Source organism: Microbacterium sp. SWDP-B6, assembly GCF_059803615.1.
In genome coordinates this window covers 59,283-79,156 of sequence record NZ_JAPFGV010000003.1, presented here as the reverse complement: position 1 = coordinate 79,156, position 19,874 = coordinate 59,283, and the positions used below count along the sequence as shown (strand labels likewise).

17 protein-coding genes are annotated in these 19,874 nt (G+C 69.4%); 6 read left to right on the top strand and 11 right to left on the bottom strand.

Annotated features, from left to right (window positions below):
- The 5 genes from OPU70_RS06355 to OPU70_RS06335 form a co-directional block, all read right to left on the bottom strand.
- Complete coding sequence (locus OPU70_RS06355; protein WP_498557364.1) at nt 1–957, bottom strand: NAD(P)-dependent oxidoreductase; 957 nt, start codon at nt 955–957, stop codon at nt 1–3.
- Nucleotides 957–2,459, bottom strand: coding sequence for a xylulokinase (gene xylB / locus OPU70_RS06350; RefSeq protein ID WP_498557363.1), 1,503 nt, complete (start codon nt 2,457–2,459; stop codon nt 957–959). Before xylB ends, OPU70_RS06355 begins: the two co-directional genes overlap by 1 nt.
- 8 nt (nt 2,460–2,467) lie before the next feature.
- A complete protein-coding gene (locus OPU70_RS06345) occupies nt 2,468–3,058 on the bottom strand; it encodes a glucose-6-phosphate isomerase family protein (protein ID WP_042541387.1) in 591 nt (196 codons plus the stop codon).
- A gap of 248 nt (nt 3,059–3,306) precedes the next feature.
- The gene (locus tag OPU70_RS06340; protein ID WP_498557362.1) at nt 3,307–4,290 is read right to left on the bottom strand and encodes an acetylxylan esterase; all 984 of its coding nucleotides are present in this window, start codon (nt 4,288–4,290) and stop codon (nt 3,307–3,309) included.
- Between the two features lie 162 nt (nt 4,291–4,452).
- Entirely contained in the window at nt 4,453–4,989 is a 537-nt protein-coding gene (locus OPU70_RS06335; RefSeq protein ID WP_309691566.1) for a CGNR zinc finger domain-containing protein, read from the bottom strand.
- Nucleotides 4,990–5,028: 39 nt separating this feature from the next.
- Between OPU70_RS06335 and OPU70_RS06330 the strand changes: the two genes are divergently transcribed.
- The 5 genes from OPU70_RS06330 to OPU70_RS06310 all read left to right on the top strand — a co-directional run bounded on the left by OPU70_RS06330 (nt 5,029) and on the right by OPU70_RS06310 (nt 10,663).
- Entirely contained in the window at nt 5,029–6,009 is a 981-nt protein-coding gene (locus OPU70_RS06330; RefSeq protein WP_498557361.1) for an EamA family transporter, read from the top strand.
- Between the two features lie 227 nt (nt 6,010–6,236).
- Nucleotides 6,237–6,905 (top strand): GntR family transcriptional regulator, encoded by a 669-nt coding sequence (locus tag OPU70_RS06325; protein WP_498557360.1) that lies wholly within the window; start codon nt 6,237–6,239, stop codon nt 6,903–6,905.
- On the top strand, nt 6,902–8,428 hold the full coding sequence (locus tag OPU70_RS06320; protein ID WP_498557359.1) for an MmgE/PrpD family protein: 1,527 nt from the start codon (nt 6,902–6,904) through the stop codon (nt 8,426–8,428). Before OPU70_RS06325 ends, OPU70_RS06320 begins: the two co-directional genes overlap by 4 nt.
- 196 nt (nt 8,429–8,624) lie before the next feature.
- Complete coding sequence (gene prpB / locus OPU70_RS06315; RefSeq protein ID WP_475435114.1) at nt 8,625–9,527, top strand: methylisocitrate lyase; 903 nt, start codon at nt 8,625–8,627, stop codon at nt 9,525–9,527.
- A 2-nt stretch (nt 9,528–9,529) separates the two neighbouring features.
- The gene (locus OPU70_RS06310) at nt 9,530–10,663 is read left to right on the top strand and encodes a bifunctional 2-methylcitrate synthase/citrate synthase (protein ID WP_079113636.1); all 1,134 of its coding nucleotides are present in this window, start codon (nt 9,530–9,532) and stop codon (nt 10,661–10,663) included.
- Between the two features lie 96 nt (nt 10,664–10,759).
- Here the strand turns inward: OPU70_RS06310 and OPU70_RS06305 are convergent, their stop codons facing one another.
- Nucleotides 10,760–11,179 carry an META domain-containing protein gene (locus tag OPU70_RS06305; RefSeq protein ID WP_194285965.1) on the bottom strand — a complete coding sequence of 140 codons (420 nt, stop codon included), beginning with the start codon at nt 11,177–11,179 and terminating at the stop codon, nt 10,760–10,762.
- 352 nt (nt 11,180–11,531) lie between these two features.
- On the opposite strand from OPU70_RS06305, the gene OPU70_RS06300 reads away from it, so the two are divergent.
- Entirely contained in the window at nt 11,532–13,694 is a 2,163-nt protein-coding gene (locus OPU70_RS06300) for an Ig-like domain-containing protein (protein WP_498557358.1), read from the top strand.
- A gap of 225 nt (nt 13,695–13,919) precedes the next feature.
- Here the strand turns inward: OPU70_RS06300 and arfA are convergent, their stop codons facing one another.
- From arfA to OPU70_RS06275, 5 genes are all read right to left on the bottom strand, one after another.
- Nucleotides 13,920–15,443 (bottom strand): arabinosylfuranosidase ArfA, encoded by a 1,524-nt coding sequence (arfA, locus tag OPU70_RS06295; protein ID WP_498557357.1) that lies wholly within the window; start codon nt 15,441–15,443, stop codon nt 13,920–13,922.
- Nucleotides 15,444–15,472: 29 nt separating this feature from the next.
- A complete protein-coding gene (locus tag OPU70_RS06290) occupies nt 15,473–16,378 on the bottom strand; it encodes a carbohydrate ABC transporter permease (protein ID WP_042541398.1) in 906 nt (301 codons plus the stop codon).
- Entirely contained in the window at nt 16,378–17,331 is a 954-nt protein-coding gene (locus OPU70_RS06285) for a carbohydrate ABC transporter permease (RefSeq protein WP_498557356.1), read from the bottom strand. Before OPU70_RS06285 ends, OPU70_RS06290 begins: the two co-directional genes overlap by 1 nt.
- Nucleotides 17,328–18,665, bottom strand: coding sequence for an extracellular solute-binding protein (locus OPU70_RS06280; RefSeq protein WP_498557355.1), 1,338 nt, complete (start codon nt 18,663–18,665; stop codon nt 17,328–17,330). Before OPU70_RS06280 ends, OPU70_RS06285 begins: the two co-directional genes overlap by 4 nt.
- Before the next feature lie 131 nt (nt 18,666–18,796).
- Nucleotides 18,797–19,843, bottom strand: a complete 1,047-nt coding sequence (locus OPU70_RS06275; protein ID WP_042541401.1) for a LacI family DNA-binding transcriptional regulator — start codon at nt 19,841–19,843, stop codon at nt 18,797–18,799.
- Between the last annotated feature and the right edge of the window lie 31 nt (nt 19,844–19,874).

Here is a 19,874-nt window from a genome sequence, read left to right as displayed (position 1 = left end):
TCAGAGTCGGGGAGAGACGGGGTGGGCGGGGGAGCGCCCTGCGAGCACGGCGAGCACGTCGTCGAGCGACATCGAGCCCATGTTGTCGACGGCCTGGGTCGTCTGGGCGCCGAGGTGCGGGGTGACGGTCACCCGGTCTGCGAGGTCGTCGGCGAGCAGCGGGCTCGCACTCGCCGCGGTGTCGCCGTTCAGGGTGTCGGCGGCGTATGCACCGAGACGGCCGTCGCGCAGGGCGTCCGCGATGGCCGCCTCGTCGACGAGGTCGGGGCGCGCGGTGTTCACCAGGATCAGGCCCGGTCGGATGCTGTCGAGCCGCGCCGCGTCGACCAGCGTCTGTCCACCGGGGGCGTGCAGGGTGATCAGGTCGGCCGAGCGGAACAGCGCATCGAGATCGATCGGCTCGGCGCCGCGCTCGACGATGACGTCGGCCGGCAGGAAGGGGTCGGTCGCGAGAACCCTCGAGCCGAAGCCGCCCAGGCGACGGGCGACGCCCTGACCGATGCGTCCGAAGCCGACGATGCCGACTGTCGCAGCACCGAGCTCCCGCCCTCGTCGCACGCTCCAGTCGCCCGCGCGCACCCGGCGATCGCCGTCGGGGATGAACCGGAGTGCCGCGAGCATGAGGCCGACGGCGTGGTCGGCGACAGCATCCGCGTTCGCGCCCGGGGTGTTGGTCACGGGGATGCCGCGCCGCAGCGCCGCATCGAGATCGACGGCCTCGGTGCCGACGCCGTAGCGGGCGACGACCCTGAGGTTCGGAGCGGCCGCGAGGTGCTCGTCGGTCACCGGCCCCGTGCCCGCGATCCACCCCTCGGCTGCCGCGAGCAGGGGCGCGAGCTCGGCGAGACCGTGGTGCGCGGGTCCGCGGACGACCTCGTGACCCGCGGCTGTGGCCCGCCCCACGAGGTCGAGATCGCCGTCCGAGAACGACCGACTCGTGGCGAGGATGACGCCCATCAGCGCTCCTCGGCCGGCGGCGCGGCGGCGAACCACGGCTCGAGGGCCGCGTAGGCGTCGACGAAGCGGGCATGCCGCTGCGCGTGCGCGGCGTGCCGACCGGCATCCGGTGCGAACTCCGCCGTGACCTCGCTGAGCGCCCTGGCCGCCGAGAAGTCCGCGAGCCCGAGCCCGACCGCACCGGTGACCGCGGCGCCGAGGCTGTTGGCCTCTTCGACGATCGTGCGGCGGCGGATCGGCACGCCCCAGACGTCGGCGAGGATGCCGAGCCAGGCGTCGCTCTGCGCCCCGCCGCCGACCGCGTCGATGCGGTCGATCGCGCCTCCGGATTCGCGGAAGGCCTGGATGCAGGTGAGCAGGTTGTAGGCCACGCCTTCGAGCACGGCTCGCGTGAGGTGCGCGCGGGTGTGGTGCCGCCCGATGCCGACGAAGGCGCCGCGGGCGTGCGGATCCCACAGGGGAGAGCGCTCGCCGAGGAGATAGGGCAGGAAGTACAGGTCTTCCGTGTCGAGGTCGCCGCCGGCCTCTGCGGTGAGGCGCGCGGTGTCGGGGTGGGCGGGGTCGGGCGAGAGCGCCTCGGCGATCCACTGCACCGATGCCCCGCCGGCCTGCATGGTGGCGGTGGGCACGAACGAACCGGGAACGACGTTGTCGAAGGTCATGGTGCGCATCTGCGGGTCATGCAGCGGGGTGAGGCTGGCGAACGAGATCCACGACGACGTGCCCAGGCACACGTAGGCGCCGTCTTCGGGGGCGACGATGCCCGAGCCCACAGCGGCGAGCGGTCCGTCGCCGCCTCCCATGACCACGCGGACCGATGTCGACAGCCCGAGGGCATCCGCAGATGCGGTCGTGAGCGTTCCGGCGACGGTCGTCGACTCGAGGATCTCGGGGAAGAGCGCGGCGTCCAGTCCGGCCGCGGCGAGAACCTCGGCCGACCACGTGCCGCGCAGCTGGTCGTAGGCGTTCGTACCCGAGGCGTCGGAGCGCTCGGTCGCGAGGCGTCCGGTGAGCCGGTAGACGATGTAGTCCTTGGCGACGCAGAAGTGACGCACCCGAGCCCAGGCATCCGGCTCGTTGTCCCGCACCCACATGATCTTCTCGATCGAGTACGTCGGGTTCAGACGGTGGCCGAGCGCGCGATACGCGTCTGCGGCGCCGAGCCGTTCTTCGAGCGCGCGGGTCTGCGCACCCGAGCGCGTATCGGCCCAGATGATCGCGGGGCGCACCGGCTCGCCGTGGGCGTCGAGCAGCACTGTGCCCATCATCTGGCCGCTGACGACGAGGCCGACGACGGTCTCGGGGGCGACTCCCGCGCGGGCGAGCAGCTGCCGGGTCGCCGAGGCGACGGCATCCCACCAGTCCGCCGGATCCTGCTCGGCGATGCCGCCGGCGGCGAAGTGTGCGGGGTAGGGCACCGTGACCGAGGTCACGAGGCGCCCGTCGTCGTGGTGGAGGGACGCCTTGTTGCCGGTGGTGCCGAGGTCGTGCGCGATCAGCATGGCCGAGCCTATTCCGCGGAGGGGGACGCGGAATAGGGGCGCAGGTCGACTCCCTCGGCCGAGCGATACGCCCGGGAGCCCATGCCGTGCTCGAGCACCCAGCCGTAGTCGTGGCCGGCGCCGCCCGGATACACCGCGAGGAACGCATAGGGCTCGTCGCCCGTGTTCACCGACCGGTGCGCCCATCCGGGCGGGATGTAGCCGATGGTGCCCGGGAGCATGTCGAGCCACTCGGTGCGCTCGCCGTCGAACATGAGCAGACCGCCGCGGCCCTTCAGCGCGAGGTAGATCTCGCCCTGGTGGTTCGGATGCTGGTGGCCCTTGGTCATCCAGAGCTCACCCGAGGTGTCTCCCGGCATGATCGTCGTGATCGACTGCGGCAGCTCCCGGTCGACCTCGGGCACGGGCGAGCTGGTCACCGTGTAGACGACGGGATCGTCGCCGGCGGATGCGGCGGCCCAGGCATCCGCGTCGAGGAACAGGCCCTCGAGGTCGGACATCCGGCGCGTGAGCGTGGGCCCCTCGGGCGAGAGCGTGAGCTTCTCGGCGTCGAACGCGATCGCCATCGGCGAGATCGGAGGGGTGTGGAACTGGGGCATCGATGCTCCTCGTACGGGTGCTGCGGCGCTGCGCAACCTGTAATGACAAGCCGAGTGTACCTGTTATGACAAGTGGCGTCCAGTGCTCGGATGCGCGGGGGTGAGCGCGCGGGCGTGGGCGCGGGTGTGGGCGCGGGTGTGGGCGCGGGTGGCGGGGCCGTTGCCGGCGGGACGCGAGATCAGGAGGATCGACCCGAATCAGGAGAGAACGGCGAGAATCCTCCTGATCTCGACGCATTCTCCTGATCTCAGGGTGCTGCGCGCAGGGCGCGTGCGAGGTGGGACCTGCCGTCGCGGATCGCCCCGGCCGCCACCTCCTCGCCCCCCGGATATTCGGCGTGGCCCGCGGGGAGGACGGCGAGTTCGAGCATCCGAGCCGCGTTCGCGACGCCGAACTGTCCGGGCGGCGGCACGTACGGGTCCCACAGCGCCGCCTCGACGCGTACCGGGATGCGGGCGAAGCCGAGGGCCGTCGAGGCGTCGAACAGGCGCAGCACTTCGCGGGCCTCCGGATGCGCCGCGACGTGGTCGCGCACGGTCTCGCCGCTGCCGACGCAGTGCACGGCGAGGCGCTCGTCGTGCTGTCCGAAGCTCGGCACGATGAGGGTCGCCCCGACGTAGCGGTCGTCCCACGGCAGGGCGAGGGCGCCGATGCCGCCGCCGAAGCTCTCGCCGACGTAATAGAGGGGCAGGGCGCCGACGAGGGTGGTGAGAGCATCCGCAGCGAGCCAGAGGTCTCGGGCGCAGAGGCCGAGCACGTACGAGTCCGGGCTCTCGATCCCGGCCAGCACATGCTCGGCCTGGGGTGCGGGGGCGCCGACGCCCGTGTTCAGCGTCGGCAGCCCTCGGGCGACGGGGAAGATCGCGGCCGCATCGTCGGGTATGCGAGCGAGGTCGACCGCATCCCGTCCGCCGTAGCCGTGGCTGTGCACGACACCGACGCGCGCCGGGGCGGCGAGGGGTTCGACGAGCCAGGCGCGCAGGCGGGTGCCGTCGACTCCCGCATGCTCGATGACCGACACGCGTCGGCCGTGCGCGGTCTCGGCGGACAGCACGGTGGGTGCGGCATCCACCGTCTTCGCCTGCTGTCGCCAGCCCTGCCACCGCTCGGCGAATCCATCGGGTGCGGCGACCGGAGCGATCGCACGGAGCGTGCTCAGCGTGTGGCCGTAGCTCGCGTCGAACTCGGCGTCGGCGAACCAGATGTCGTAGGGGGAGGGGGAGATGCTCATCGGTCACCGAGGCTACCCGGCCGAGATCAGGAGAGTGTGCCGAGATCAGGAGCATCCCGCGGAGATCCTCCTGATCCGGCGCGGTTCTCCTGATCTCAGGCGGGGCCGCGGACGACGCCGAGGGCGCGTCGGCTCAGGCCCGGTCGGGCCACGGTGCAGGGCTCAGGCGCGTGCGCGCCGCGCGCGATAGGCGGCCACGGCGTTGCGGTTCGTGCAGGTCGTCGAGCAGAAGCGCTTGGAGCGGTTGCGCGAGAGGTCGAGGGCGAGTGCCTCGCAGGTGTCGTCGGCGCAGATCGAGATGCGTGAGCCCTCATCGGCGCGGATGACGTCGATCAGCGCCATGGCGGTCTCGATCAGCACGCGCTCGGCGAGCGGGCGTTCGTCGGCGACGGCGTGCAGGTGCCAGTCGACCCCGTCGTGGCGCACCAGTCTCGGCGCCAGATGCGCCTCGGCGAGAGCGGCATTGACGTGCTCGGCCATCTCGTCGCGGGGCGCGAGCAGCATGGCGCGCAGGCGCGGGCGCAGGTCTCGCAGCGAAGCCAGCTCGGCCTCGTCCCGGTCGAGCCGGCCGGAGTAGGGGAAGTCGGCGAGGAAGGCGTCGTAGTCGGCGAGCGTCTCGAGAGTCTCCGGGTCCTCTGCCGAGTTCACCAGCCAGACGGCCGAGCGCAGAGCCTCCTCCGTGTCATCGGTGAAGTTCATGTTGACACCTTACATCCCGCGAGAGTAGCGTCACCTGTCATGAGCAAGGTTGCAAATGACATCGTTGCGCCGGGTGTGCGGTTCGGTCTGCCCCTGGCGATCGGCGCGGCCTTCGCGTTCGGGATGTCCGGCGCCTGGGCTCGAGGACTCATCGACGCGGGATGGACCCCCGGTGCGGCAGTGACCGCGCGGGTCTGGGTCGCTGCTCTCGTGCTGCTCGTGCCGACGATCATCTCGCTCCGGGGTCGCTGGGGAGTGCTCAGGAAGAACGCGGGCATGGTCGCCGCCTACGGACTCCTCGCCGTCACCGCCACGCAGCTCTGCTATTTCCAGGCTGTGGCCGTGATGGACGTCGGCCTCGCGCTGCTCATCGAGTACACGGCCCCGATCGCCGTCATCCTCTGGCTGTGGATCCGGCGGGGTGAACGGCCGAGTCGCCGCAGTGTGATCGGCGCGGCCATCGCCTTCGTCGGTCTCGTGCTGATGCTCGACATCATCACCGGTGCCGAGGTCAACGTCGCCGGCATCCTCTGGGCGCTCGCCGCGATGGTCGGCGCCGCGACGTACTTCCTGCTCTCGGCCAAGGCCGACACCGGCCTGCCGCCGATAGCGCTCGCCGGAGGAGGGCTGCTGCTCGGCGCCGTCGCTCTCACGATCGCCGGCCTCGTCGGCATCCTGCCCATCGCCTGGACGACCGATGACATCACCTACCGCTTCGGCACCGTGCCGTGGTTCGTGCCGGTGCTGGCGATCGGCCTCATCGCCACTGCCCTCGCCTACGTGCTCGGCATCGCATCGACCCGGATGCTGGGCTCGCGCCTCGCATCCTTCGTCGCACTCTCCGAAGTCGTCGCCGCACTGCTGTTCGGCTGGCTGCTGCTCGGACAGCTGCCCGACCTGCTGCAGGCTCTCGGCGGAGCGCTCGTGCTCGTCGGAGTGGTGGTCGTGAAGCTCGGCGAGCCGCGCCCTGCGGAGTTCGTCGAACCGATTCCGGATGCGGTGGGGGTGCCGCAGCGGTAGTCACACGCGGGGTGCCGGTGCGTGGTCACATTCGCACCTCTGGGCGGCTCTTCGGATGCTTCTTTGACCACCCACCGGGCGTGGGATGCTCTTTCGACCATCCGCCGATCGGGCTGCGCGCACAGCGGGTCCGCGCGGATCCGGCCACCGGGCACTCAATGTATACGTCTAACCACTGAATTGGTCACTCAGTCCGCAGATACCGCTTCTATGTATACACTGAGGGCATGAGCTCTGTCGCCGATCGCATTACCGCGAGCGACCGTGCCCACGCGGCACTGCTGGAGGAGATCCAGTCGGGCGCCCTCCCCGCCGGGTTCGTGCTGGGCGAGGTCGAGCAGGCCGCTCGCCTCGGCATCAGCCGCACGCCGATGCGCGAGGCCCTGCGACGCCTCGCGGCCGACGGCCTGGTCGTGCAGCAGTCGCCGCGTGTCACCGTGGTCGCAGACCTGGATGCCGACGACATCCGCGCCCTCTTCGAGATCCGCCGCGCGCTCGAGGAGACCTCCGCCAGACTCGCCGCTCAGCGAGGGGACGCTTCGCTGTTCGCCGCGCTCGCCGACGAATTCGCGCACGTCGATCTCGCCGCCGTCGAAGGCCGCGACGCGTACTACGCCCTCATCGCCCGCTTCGATGCCGCTCTCGACCAGGCCGTCGACAACGACTACATCGCCTCGGCGCTGCGCACCGTGCGCACCCACCTCGTGCGGGTGCGGCGCATGGCCCGCGACAAGCCCGACCGCCTCGCGGCCTCCGCGGCCGAGCACCGCACGATCGCCGCAGCGCTCGGTGCGCGAGACGGCGACCTCGCAGCGCACGCCACTCACGTGCATCTGCACAACGCGCTCACCGGCATCCTCGACTCCCTGACAGCCAACCCAGAAGGTGTGAAATGACCGTCACCCACCACGTCCGCGTGCACCGCAGCGACGAGAACCTCGCTCGAGAAGACCAGCTCGCCTGGAAGATCGCCGAGGTCGCCGCCGACCCGGTCGAGGTCGAGCAGGACGTCGCCGACATGATCATCAACCGCATTATCGACAACGCGTCGGTGGCCGCGGCATCGCTCACCCGCGGCCCCATCAACGCGGCCCGCGCCCAGGCGTTCAGCCACCCCGTCTCGACCGGCGGCATCGGCGCCACGGTCTTCGGCGCGGCGCTCGACCACCGCACCAGCCCCGAGTGGGCGGCCTGGGCCAACGGCGTCGCCGTGCGCGAGCTCGACTACCACGACACGTTCCTCGCGGCCGAGTACTCGCACCCGGGCGACAACATCCCGCCGATCCTCGCCGTCGCCCAGCACGTGCAGGCCGACGGCCGCGCGCTGCTGCGCGGCATCGCGACCGGCTACGAGATCCAGATGGACCTCGTGCGCGCGATCTGCCTGCACAAGCACAAGATCGATCACGTCGCCCACCTCGGCCCGTCGGCCGCCGCCGGCATCGGCACCCTGCTCGGGCTCGACGTCGAGACGATCTACCAGGCCGTCGGTCAGGGCCTGCACACCACCACCGCCACGCGACAGAGCCGCAAGGGCGAGATCTCGACGTGGAAGGCGCACGCCCCGGCCTTCGCGGGCAAGCTCGCCGTCGAGGCGGTCGACCGGGCGATGCGGGGGCAGACCAGCCCCGCCCCGATCTACGAGGGTGAAGACGGCGTGATCGCCTGGATGCTCGACGGCAAGGATGCCGCCTACGAGGTGCCGTTGCCCGCCGCGGGCGAGGCGAAGCGCGCGATCCTCGACTCGTACACGAAGGAGCACTCGGCCGAGTACCAGGCGCAGGCGTGGATCGACCTCGCCCGCAAGCTCGGCACCGAGAACCCGGCACTGCGCGACCCCGCGAACATCGAGGCGATCGTGCTGCACACCAGCCACCACACGCACTACGTGATCGGCTCTGGCGCGAACGACCCGCAGAAGTACGACCCGACGGCCTCGCGCGAGACGCTCGACCACTCGATCCCGTACATCTTCGCTGTCGCCCTGCAGGACGGCGGTTGGCACCACGTCGACTCGTACACGCCCGAGCGGGCCGGTCGCGAAGACACCGTCGCTCTGTGGCACAAGATCACCACGGCCGAGGATGCCGAGTGGACGCGCCGCTACCACTCCGAAGACCCCAATGTGAAGGCGTTCGGCGGTCGCGTGGAGTTCCGCCTGACCGACGGCACGACCGTGGTCGACGAGATCGCCGTCGCCGACGCGCATCCGCTCGGCGCGCGCCCGTTCGCCCGCGCCAACTACATCGCGAAGTTCCGACTGCTGGCCGAGCCCGTGCTCGAGCCGGCCGAGATCGAGCGGTTCCTCGAGCTCGTGCAGCGCCTGCCCGAGCTCACGGCCGCCGAGGTCGGCGAACTGTCGATCATCGCCAAGCCCGGCCTGCTCGACGCGGCGGATGCTCCGAAGGGCCTGTTCTGATGAATCTCACCGCGTTTCGTCTCGGTCCGCTTCGCGGGCCTCGCTCAACGACCGAGGGCATTGCGTTTCGTCTCGGTCCGCTTCGCGGGCCTCGCTCAACGACCGAGGGAGCGGGACCCCCGGTCGTTGAGCGAGCACGGCGAAGCCGAGCGAGACGAAACGCGGTATCGATGCGCGACACGCTTGAGGAGAACTGATGCTGTACTCGCACGTCACCCCGGCCGAGAAGCGCCGCCTGTTCCGCGAACGCCTCGCGAGCGGCGAGCTGCTGCGGTTCCCCGGTGCCTTCAACCCGCTGAGCGCCCGCCTGATCGAGCAGAAGGGATTCGACGGGGTCTACATCTCGGGCGCGGTGCTGTCCGCCGACCTCGGGGTTCCCGACATCGGCCTCACCACGCTGACCGAGGTCGCGGGGCGGGCGAAGCAGATCGCGCGCATGACCGATATCCCGGCGATCGTCGACGCCGACACCGGTTTTGGCGAGCCGATGAACGTCGCCCGTACGATCCAGGAGCTCGAGGATGCGGGCCTCGCCGGCACCCACATCGAAGACCAGATCAACCCGAAGCGCTGCGGACACCTCGACGGCAAGAGCGTGGTCGACGAGAGCACGGCGATCCGTCGCATCCGAGCGGCGGCCGACGCCCGTCGCGACCCGAACTTCCTGATCATGGCGCGCACAGACATCCGCGCCGTCGAGGGGCTCGATTCCGCGATCGACCGCGCCAAGGCGCTGGTGGATGCCGGGGCAGACGCCGTGTTCCCCGAGGCGATGCGGACGCTCTCCGAATTCGAGGCGATGGCGACCGCACTCGACGTGCCGATCCTGGCCAACATGACCGAGTTCGGCAAGAGCGACCTGTTCTCGGTCGACCAGCTGCGCGACGTCGGCGTCAACATGGTCATCTGGCCTGTGTCGCTGCTGCGCATCGCGATGGGCGCGGCGGGCCGTGCGCTCGATACGCTGAACGAGGAGGGGCACCTCACCTCGAAGCTCGGTGAGATGCAGCACCGTGCCGATCTCTACGACCTGATCGACTACGAGTCCTACAAGCAGTTCGACTCGGGCGTCGCAGGTTTCACCGTCACGAAGGAGTGAGCATGACCGAGCCGGACATCAAGAAGGGCCTCGCCGGGGTCGTCGTCGACACGACCGCGATCTCGAAGGTCAACCCCGAGACGAACAGCCTGCTCTACCGCGGCTACCCCGTGCAGGAGCTGGCGGCGACGCAGCCCTTCGAGGCGGTCGCGTACCTGCTCTGGCACGGAGAGCTGCCGGATGCCGCACAGCTGGCGGCGTTCCGCGCGACGGAGCGTGAGCACCGCGCGCTGGCAGACAACGTGAAGACGGCGATCGACCTGGTGCCCGTCGAGGCCCACCCGATGGACGAGGTGCGCACGGCGGTCAGCCTGATCGGCGCCTCTGACCCGAACGCGGGCGGATCGGTGCTGGATGCCGGCGGCAGCCCCGAGCAGAACCTCGAGCGCAGCATCCGTCTGTTCGCGGCGCTGCCGGCGATCGTCGCCTACGGTCAGCGTCGCCGCCGAGGGGAGCAGCTCATCGAGCCCCGCGACGACCTCGACTACTCGGCGAACTTCCTCTGGATGACGTTCGGTGAGGAGCCCGATCCGGTGGTCGTCGATGCGTTCAACCGCTCGATGATCCTGTATGCCGAGCACTCGTTCAACGCCTCGACGTTCACAGCCCGCGTGATCACCTCGACCCTCAGTGACCTCTACTCGGCCGTGGTCGGAGCGATCGGCGCGCTCAAGGGCCCGCTGCACGGCGGTGCCAACGAGGCCGTGCTGCACATCTTCGACGAGATCGGCGAGGCCTCGAACGTCGTGCCCTGGCTCGACGACGCCCTGGCCGAGAAGCGCAAGATCATGGGATTCGGTCATCGCGTCTACAAGAGCGGCGACTCGCGTGTGCCCACCATGAAGGCCGCTCTCGACACTCTCGTCGAGCACTACGACCGCCCCGAGGTGGCCGAGCTGTACGACGCGCTCGAGTCGGAGTTCGTCGCGCGCAAGGGCATCTACCCGAACCTCGACTATCCGTCGGGCCCTGCCTACAACCTCATCGGCTTCGACACCCTCACGTTCACGCCGCTGTTCGTCGCGGCGCGCGTGACCGGGTGGACCGCGCACGTGATCGAGCAGGCCGGAGCGAACGCGCTGATCCGCCCGCTGTCGCTCTATGACGGCGTCGACGAGCGTCACATCGAGGACTGAGCAGGGCACCGGCCCGGGTCAGCGCACCCGGGTCGGGTGCTCGTCGGGTGCTCGTCGGGTGCTCGTCGGAGGCCGCGCTCGCCGCTGCGGTGGTGATCAGCTCGCGCGGGCGAGGTTTCCCAGCTCGGCGCCGGACGCATCCTTGATCACCAGGACGTCTCCGTCGATCTCGACCGCGCGGATGCCGCGCATCCAGTCGTCGACCCCGGGGCAGGCCTTGAGAGTCGATGCGAACCGGGCGAGGTCGACGCGGTCGCCGTTCACCGAGTAGGTCGTCGTGATGCCGTTGCATCCGTCGCTGCCGTGCACCGTGCCGTCGGCGGCGAACTCGAGGTGCGGCTGGCCCGAGGAATCCTCGCCCCACAGCCCGACGAGCTTCTCGATGACGGCGTCGTCGTCGCTGCTCGAGGTGGGTGCGCCACCCGGTGCCCCCGTCGCGCAGGCCGCGCCCATCAGCGCGAAGGCTCCCAGAATCGCGAGGCCGACGAGGTTTCGTGCTCTGCGGTGGGTGCTCATGCTGGCCATGCTAACGGTGCCGCCTGCGAATGCGATCGCAGTCTCGATCCGGCCGGGGCCGATCGGTTCGCCCTGTCGGACGACGACGCGCGTGCGCGCTTATCGCACAGAGGACGTCCAGGTCAAGGGGTGAAATTCCGGTAAACAATTTCCCCATTCTGTGGATTTACTGGGTACTCTTCTAGAGATCCCTGTTCGTCCCGACGGACAGGATCCTGCTTGTCGGGGGGCCAGCGTCGCAGTTCACGCCTCCACCGGGAGGCGAACGGTTCTGTGTGCATCGCACACTGCCGGATATGAAACTGACTGACGATCCGTGACCAGCAAGGACATACATCACATGAAGCACAGAGTGACAGGCCGACGCCCATTGGCGTTGACGGCCGCCACCACGCTCGCCCTCTCGGGCCTCTTCCTCGGAGCGCCTGCGGCGTTCGCTGAAGATGGCGCAGACCAGACTCCGGCTCCGGCCCCGACCGAGACGTCGGAGGTTCCTGCCGAGGTTCTCAACTCCCAGAAGGCCGCCGAGGAGAACGACATCGATCTCGTCGCCGTCGGCACGACCGCCGAAGGCGAGAAGGTGGTTGTAGTGACCGCCGACAGCACGGCGAACAGGTCTTCGGAGGCGGTCGCGGTAGATGTCGGCGTGCCCGACGCCAGCTCCGTCGTCAAGGTCGACAAGGTACTCACTGCTTTCGACGAGGGCGACGTCGTCGGCGGACAGGGCTACCTGTCCGTTGCTCCCGACCTTCCCGGCTTCCTCGCCGATGAGCCCGGCAGCGCGGCCTGGTCGTGCTCGATCGGCTTCGCCGCATTCTCGCCCGAGGGTGATCCCGCGCTGCTGAGCGCCGGACACTGCGCCTTCGGCGAGAACGACGAGCGCCTCACCGACACCACGCTGACCGTCCCCAGCAGCGAGAAGGCAGCTGGCAGCGACCGGGTCGCACTGCCCAGCGACATCGAACTGCTCGGCACGTTCGGCTTCGCCCAGTTCGGCGGCGGAGACGGCGGCGCAGGCTTCAACGGCGACACCACCGCCACCGACATCTCGGTCATCGACATCGACGGGGCCGCTGGATGGAACCCGGTCCCCGCGGTCACCGACTGGACCACGGCCGGCGACTCGCTCAGCTCGCTCGCTGACAGCGTCGTCCCGATCAAGTCGGTCGCCGCTCCGGTGCTCGGAGAGGTCTCGAAGAGCGGTCGCACGACCGGCTTCACCACCGGCACGGTCGACGGCAACGACATCCTCGACGGATGGGCGAACATCGACGGACACTGGGTGCAGGGCTTCTCGAGCAACACGCTCGCGGGTCCCGGTGACTCCGGCGGCGCGGTCATCCAGGGCAATGCGGCCGTCGGCCTCATCAGCGGTGGGTCCGAGGCGACCGAGACCGAAGAGCAGTTCACCTGGGCGGCATCGCTCGTGACCGCTCTGCCCAAGACCGACGGCTACGAGGTCGCACTCGACCTCGACGCACCGGTCATCACGAGCCCGGCCGATGGTGCCGAGGTGCAGCCTGGAACGGCCATCACCGGAACCGCTCCTGGCGCAGCCAAGGTCACGGTCACCGGCTTCGGTGCAGACCAGACTGTGGACGTCGTGAACGGCGCCTTCTCGGTCGTCGGTCCCGTCGAGCTCGGCGACCACACCGCCTCGGTCCGTGCACGCACCGGCTTCAGCTCCTCCGAGACCGTCACGCTCGACGTGACCGTGGTGCCCGCACCGCTCGTCGCACCGGTCATCACCTCGCCAGCAGACGGCTCGACGGTCAACGAGACCGTCACCGAGGTCAGCGGCACCGGCCTGCCGACCACCACCATCACGGTGGCTGACGCTGAGGGCGATGTCCTCGGCACGACCGAGGTCGCCGCAGACGGTTCCTGGACCGTCGACGGACTGAACCTCGAGTACGGCTCGCACAGCGTCGTCGTGACGCAGACCCGCACGATCGAGGGCGAAGACGAGGTCTCGCCTGAGGCCACCTCGACGTTCTCCGTCCTCCCGGTCTCGCCGGCCGTGACCTCGGTCGCGAACGGCGCGGAGTTCGCCCACAACGACGGCCCCGCAGGTCTCGCCGGCACGGGCATCGACGGTGCGACCGTCACGGTGAAGCTCAACGGCGCAGAGCCGGCCACGGCGAACACCGCGGCTCTCGCAAGCACCTTCGCCGCAGCGAGCGGCACGTTCACGGCCACGGTCGAGGACGGCGCATGGAGCGTCGACTTCGGTGCGGCTCTCGAGTCGGGCACATACACGGTGTCGGCCACGCAGGCCATCGACGGCGTCTCGTCGGCTCCGACCGACCTGGCGTTCGCTGTCCTCGCGGCCCCGGTCGCCGGTGGTGGCGGAGCAGCTCCCGGTGACGGTGGCGCAGCGGCACCCGGTGACGGCGGACTCGCCGTGACCGGTGCCGACCTGCTCGTCCCGCTCTCCGCCGCAGCGATCGCGCTCGCGCTGCTGTCGGGTGGACTGCTGCTGGTCTTCCGTCGTCGCCAGCTCATCGAGAGCTGACACACTGATCACCTCCTGAGGGTGTGACCGGCTTCGGCCGTGAACCCCTCGCCGAGAAGCCCGGTATCGAAAGATGCCGGGCTTCTTCGCATCTCCGGGACGCCGCCGTCTCCACAGCGCGGCCGTCTGCGGGGTGCCGCGTGCGCCGACGAGCGGATGCCGTGAGCACAGCGGAAGGCCCGGCATCGGACTGCGATGCCGGGCCTTCTGCGGTCGAGGCGAGCCTCAGGCGAGTTCGATCACCGACCACGACAGTGGCGGGAGCGTCGCGCGCACGGCGCCGTCGACGACCTCTGCGGCTGCGAGCGGCACCATGTGCACGGCATCCTGCGTGGTCTCGAGGTTCGAGGTGTGGCGGTCGCCGCCCTCGGGGATCGTCAGCGTCTCGGCGTTCACGACACGGAGCGCCGTGAGACCGCGCAGCTCGACCGTCAGGTCGCTCTCCTCGTCGAGCGAGCGGTTCGCGACGAAGACGACGACGCGTCCGGTCTCCTCATCCCACGTCGCCGCCGCATCGACCGCGTCGACGCCGCCGTAGCGCTTCGTCTCGATCTGCGGTGCCGACACCGCGAGGCGCAGGATGCGACCCTTCGCGAGGCGAGCCATGCGCTCGAACGGCCAGAAGCTCGTCTGACGCCAGGCCGGACCGTTCTCCTCCGAGCGGATCGGCGCGATCACGTTGACGAGCTGCGCCTGGTTGGCGATCTTCACGCGGTCGCCGTGGCGCAGCAGGCTGTTGAGCAGCGTGCCCACGACGACGGCATCCGTCACGTTGTACGTGTCCTCGATCAGACGCGGGTGCTCCCGCCAGCCCGACTTCGCGACCTCGCCGGCCTCGACGTCGTTGTACTTCACCTGGTCCCACACGTTCCACTCGTCGAACGAGATGTCGACCTGCTTGGTGTGCTTGCCCGCGGCCTTCACGGCGTCGATCGTCGCGATGACGCCGTCGATGAACGCATCCATATCGACCGACTCGGCGAGGAACGACTCGGCGTCGCCGTCGTGCTCCTGGTAGTAGGCATGCATCGAGACGAAGTCGACCTCGTCGTAGGCGTGCGTGAGCACCGTGTGCTCCCACGTGCCGAACGTCGGCATCGACCGCGCAGACGAGCCGACCGCGACGAGCTCGATCGTCGGGTCGACCAGCTTCATGGCCTTGGCCGACTCCTGCGCGAGGCGGCCGTACTCGGTCGCGGTCTTGCCGCCGATCTGCCACGGTCCGTCGAGCTCGTTGCCCAGGCACCACAGCTTGATGTCGAACGGCTTCTCAGCGCCGTTCTTGCGACGCAGGTCCGACCAGTAGGTGCCGCTCGGGTGGTTCGCGTACTCGACGAGCGACCGTGCCTCTTCGACGCCGCGGGTGCCGAGGTTGATGGCCTCCATGACCTCGACGTCGGCCTCCTTCGCCCAGTCCATGAACTCGTGCAGCCCGAACGCATTGGTCTCGATGGTGTGCCATGCCCCGTCGATGCGCACGGGGCGGTCTTCGACCGGGCCCACTCCGTCTTCCCAGCGGTAGCCGGAGACGAAGTTGCCCCCGGGGTAGCGGACGACGGTCGGACCCATCTCCTTCACCAGGGCGAGCACGTCCTGACGGAAGCCCCGCTCGTCGGCCTGCGGGTGGCCCGGCTCGTAGATGCCGGTGTACACGCAGCGCCCCATGTGCTCGACGAACGACCCGAAGAGCCTTCGGGGGACGTCGGCGATAGTGAAGTCGCGATCGATGGTGATGCGGGCCTTGCTCATTGCTCTCCTTGATTGTGGCTTGTGGGGGACTACTGACCGCCGAAGCCGCTGGTCGCGACTCCCTTGACGATCTGCTTCTGGAAGATGATGAACACGATGATCAGCGGCAGCGCGGCGAGCACGGCCTGCGCCATGACCTGCGCGTACTGCACGCCGTAGGCGCTGATGACCGTCTGCAGGCCGACCGGCAGCGTCATCAAAGTGGTGTCGTTGATGACGAGGAACGGCCAGAGGAAGTTGTTCCACGCGCCGATGAAGACGAAGATCGCGACGGATGCCAGGATCGGCCGCGAGAGCGGCAGCACGATCGACCAGAAGATGCGCAGGCGGCTGGCGCCGTCGACGCGGGCCGCGTCTTCGAGCTCGATCGGGATCGCGTCGAAGAAGCGCTTGAGGATGAACACCATCGCCGGGGCGACGACCTGCGGCAGGATCAGGCCCCAGTAGGTGTCGATCATGTTGAACGCGAGCATCTCGTAGAACAGCGGGATGATCAGTACCTGCGGCGGCACGACGATGGAGGCGATGATGACGACGAACAGCCACTTGCGGCCCGTGAAGTCGAGCCGTGAGAACGCGTAGGCGGCGAGTGCCGAGATCGTCAGGGTGATCAGGGTCACCGCGACCGACGTCCACAGGCTGTTGAACGCCCAGGTGTAGACGTTGCCCTGCGACAGGATCGCCGCGAAGGCCTCGACTGTCGGGCCCGAGGCGCCGATCCACGACGGGTCGCCGCTGGCGGCATCCGTCTCGGTCTTGAAGGCGGTCGCGACCGCCCAGAGGAACGGCAGCAGCCAGCCGATCGCGAGGATGATCAGGACGACGAGGGCGCTGATGCGCAGCGCACCGAACGGCTTCTGACCTGGCAGGTGCGAGCGGCGGGCTCGCGCCGGCTTGGCGGTGGTGATGGTCTCGGTGAGTGTGGCGGTGGACATCACAGCTGCGACTCCTTCCGGCGGCGCATGATCAGAGCCTGCGCGACGCCGATGATGACGATGAGAGCGAAGAACACGTAGGAGATCGCGGCCGAGTAGCCGAATCGGTAGCTGACGAAGCCGGCTTCGTAGATGTACTGCACGATCGAGCGGGTGGTGTCGCTCGCGACGCCGCCGAGCATCTGGTACGCCTGATCGAACAGCTTCAGCGATGCCAGGATCTGCAGGATCAGGATCAGCACGGTCGCCGGTCCCAGCTGGGGGAGCATGATCGACCAGAACTGCCGCCACGGGCCCGCGCCGTCGAGCGATGCGGCCTCGTACTGCTGCGGCGGGATGTTCTGCATCGCGGCGAGATAGAGAAGGAAGTTGAATCCGACCGTCCACCAGATGGTGGCGATGACGATCGACAGCATGTTGGTGTCGGGGTTCTGCAGCCAGGCCAGCGGCTCGAGGCCGAAGAACTCGAGGATGTTGTTCGCCGCGCCGATCTGCGGGTTGAAGATCCAGACCCAGATCTGCGAGATCACGGTCGAGGCGAGCAGATAGGGCATGAAGAACGACAGCCGCCACAGCCACTGGCCGGGAAGGCCGCGGTCGACGAGAGCGGCCATGAGCAGCGCGATCACGACGAGCGGCACGGTCGAGAGCAGCGTGAACCACACCGTGTTGCCCATCGACTGCCACATCTTGGGGTCGGCGAGCGCCTCGGCATAGTTCGCGAAGCCGATGAAGGAACCGCCTGCCCCGGTGAGCGACTGGTCGGTGAAGCTGAGGATGATGCCGTGCACGATCGGCCACGCGAGGAACAGCACGAACGCGAGGAGGAAGGGAGCGAGGAACGCCCAGCTGATGAGCTGCTCTCGGTTGCGGGAGGAGCCGGCGCGTCGAGCGGGCAGGGCCGACTTCGAGCCGGTGACGATGGTGCGCGTGGAGTCCGTCGCGGTGGTCATGATGCGAACGTCCCCTCGGGGTCGGCCGGGTTGGGCTGTCGGAGGAGTGTGTTCACCCGGGCCTCGAACCGGTCGATGGCCGCCGCGGGGTCGTCGCCCGAGAGCAGCACCCCCTGCACGGCGGCGCCGAACTCGCCCTGGAAGCTCGACCCCGAGCCGGTGAACCACGCGGTGGGGTCGTAGACGACGTGCTGCGCGGCCTCGGCGTAGTTGGCCTGGGGAATGAGGTCGGCGTACTCGGGCGATTCGGTGACCGGGAGGAAAGCAGGGATGTGCCCGGCCTCGGCCCACCCGAACGAGCCCTTCAGCATGTCGGCGACGAACCGGTAGGTCAGGTCGCGCTTCGCGGGATCGGCGTTGGTCTGATGCGGCAGCACGAACGAGTGCGAGTCGGCGTAGACCGCCGGCGTGCCGAACAGTGTGGGGATCATGGTGGCGTCCAGGGGCAGTTCGGCCGCCTGCATCGTGCGCAGCTCCCACACGCCGCTGAACAGCATCCCGCTCTTGCCGGTGGCGAACTCGGCCACCGCGCTGCCGTAGTCGGCCTGGGCGAGGGCGATCTCCCCGTCGAGCAGGGTGCGCATGAGCGTCAGAGACGCGACAGCGGCGTCCTTGTCGATCACGGCCTTGCCGCCGGCCGGCAGTTCCATCGCACTCCCGTGCTGCGAATAGAACGTGTAGAAGAGACGCCACATCTGGGCGCCGTCGCCGAGGTAGCCGTACGAGAGCGCGTGACCCTCGGCCTGGCCCCCGATGGCGCGCAGCTGATCGAGGAACTCCTCAGGAGAGGAGGTCTCCTGCAGTCGGCCGTCGCTGTCGAGCACGCCGGCCGCGTCGCAGATGTCGGTGTTGAACATCGCGACGAACGGATGCGCGTCGAGCGCGACGCTGTACATGTTCTCGCCGACGAAGCCCTTCTCCCAGATCGGCTTCGGGAACGTCGAGGCGTCGACTCCGAGGTCTGCGAGCCGGTCGAGGTCCCAGGTGTCGAGCAGGCCGCCGGGTGCCCAGCCGACCGTGCGCGTCGCGTGCATGATCGCGACGTCGGGGGCCCGGCCGCCGGCACCCGCCATGGCGAGCTTCGTGTAGTACGGAGTGCCCCATGCGAGCACCGTGGGGCGGATGCGGTAGTCGCTCTGCGCCGCGTTGGCGGCGTCGAGCAGCTGCGACATGGTCACGCCGTCGCCTCCGGAGAGCAGATGCCAGAACTGCAGGGTCGTGGCGTTCGAGCCGGGGACGGCGCCAGGGGCGCAGCCGGCGAGCAGCGCTGCGGCGGCCGTGACGGAGGCGGCAGTCAGGAACTGCCGCCGAGACAGATCGAGCGGGGGCGTCATCGTCACTCCTTCGTGACAGCGGGCGGGGTCGGGTCTCATCATTACATCGATGTAATCGGCGGCGCAAGAGTGAAGTCCGCAACCCGGGTGAGCGCGGGGCCAGCGGGCGGAGAACCCTGCGCGGGTGCGTGTCAGGGGCGGTGGCCGCGCGGGCGGCCCCGCGTGCTGTCACGCTCGAGCAGGTGATGCGACAGGGTGAGCGCCCGCGGCGGGGCGGAGCGGTCGTCCATGCGCGATTCGAGCAGGGTGAGCGCCGCATCGGCGAAGGCGCGGCGGTCGAAGGCGAGCGTCGTGAGCGACGGAGACGTATAGCGCGAGAACTCGACGTCGTCGAAGCCCGTCACGATCACGTCCTCCGGCACGTTCACGCCGTGGTCGTGCAGTGCGTGGAGCGCGCCGAGCGCGAGCGAGTCGGTGAAGGCGATGATCGCGTCGAACGCCACTCCCCGTCGGAACAGCGTCTGCACGCCATCCGCCCCGCCGGTCATCGACCACGGCATCGGATTGATCTCCAAGGCGGTGTCACGGGGGATGCCGGCCTCCCGAAGCGCGTCGTGCACGCCCTCGAGTCGCAGACGGCCCGTCGCGGTCGCGACCGACGGGTCGTCGTCGGCGCCGATCACGGCGATGCGCGTCGCTCCGCGGGACAGCACGTGCCTGGTCACATCGGCCGCGGCTCGGCGGCTGTCGATGCGCACATGGTCGGCCCTGTTCTGCTCCACCTCGCCGAGCACGACGAGAGGGGGCAGCCGGTCGGCGTACTTCAGCACGCTGTCCTCGAGGCGGATGGGGTTCAGGATCAGTCCGTCGACCAGGTGCGCGCGAGCCCGGGAGACGAGCTCCCTCTCGCGTTCGGGGTCGGTCGCGGTCTCCTCGATCTGCACGGCGAGGCCGCGATCATGCGCGGCGTCGACGATGCGGTGCATGAGCTCGGCCGAGAACGCGGTCGCGAGGTCGGGCAGGGCGACGGCGATGATGCCCGAGCGGCCCTTGCGGAGTCCTCGGGCGTTGAGGTTCGGCACGAAGTCGAGCTGCGTCATCGCGGCCTCGACCCTGAGCTTGGTCTCCTCGCGCACGGCGACGGTGCCGGTGACGACGTTCGAGACCGTCTTGGGTGAGACGCCCGCGAGTGCGGCGACGTCCTTCATCGTCGCGCGCGGCGGCGGCATCGCTGTCATCCGGTCAGCCTATCCACCGGCTCGCCCGCGA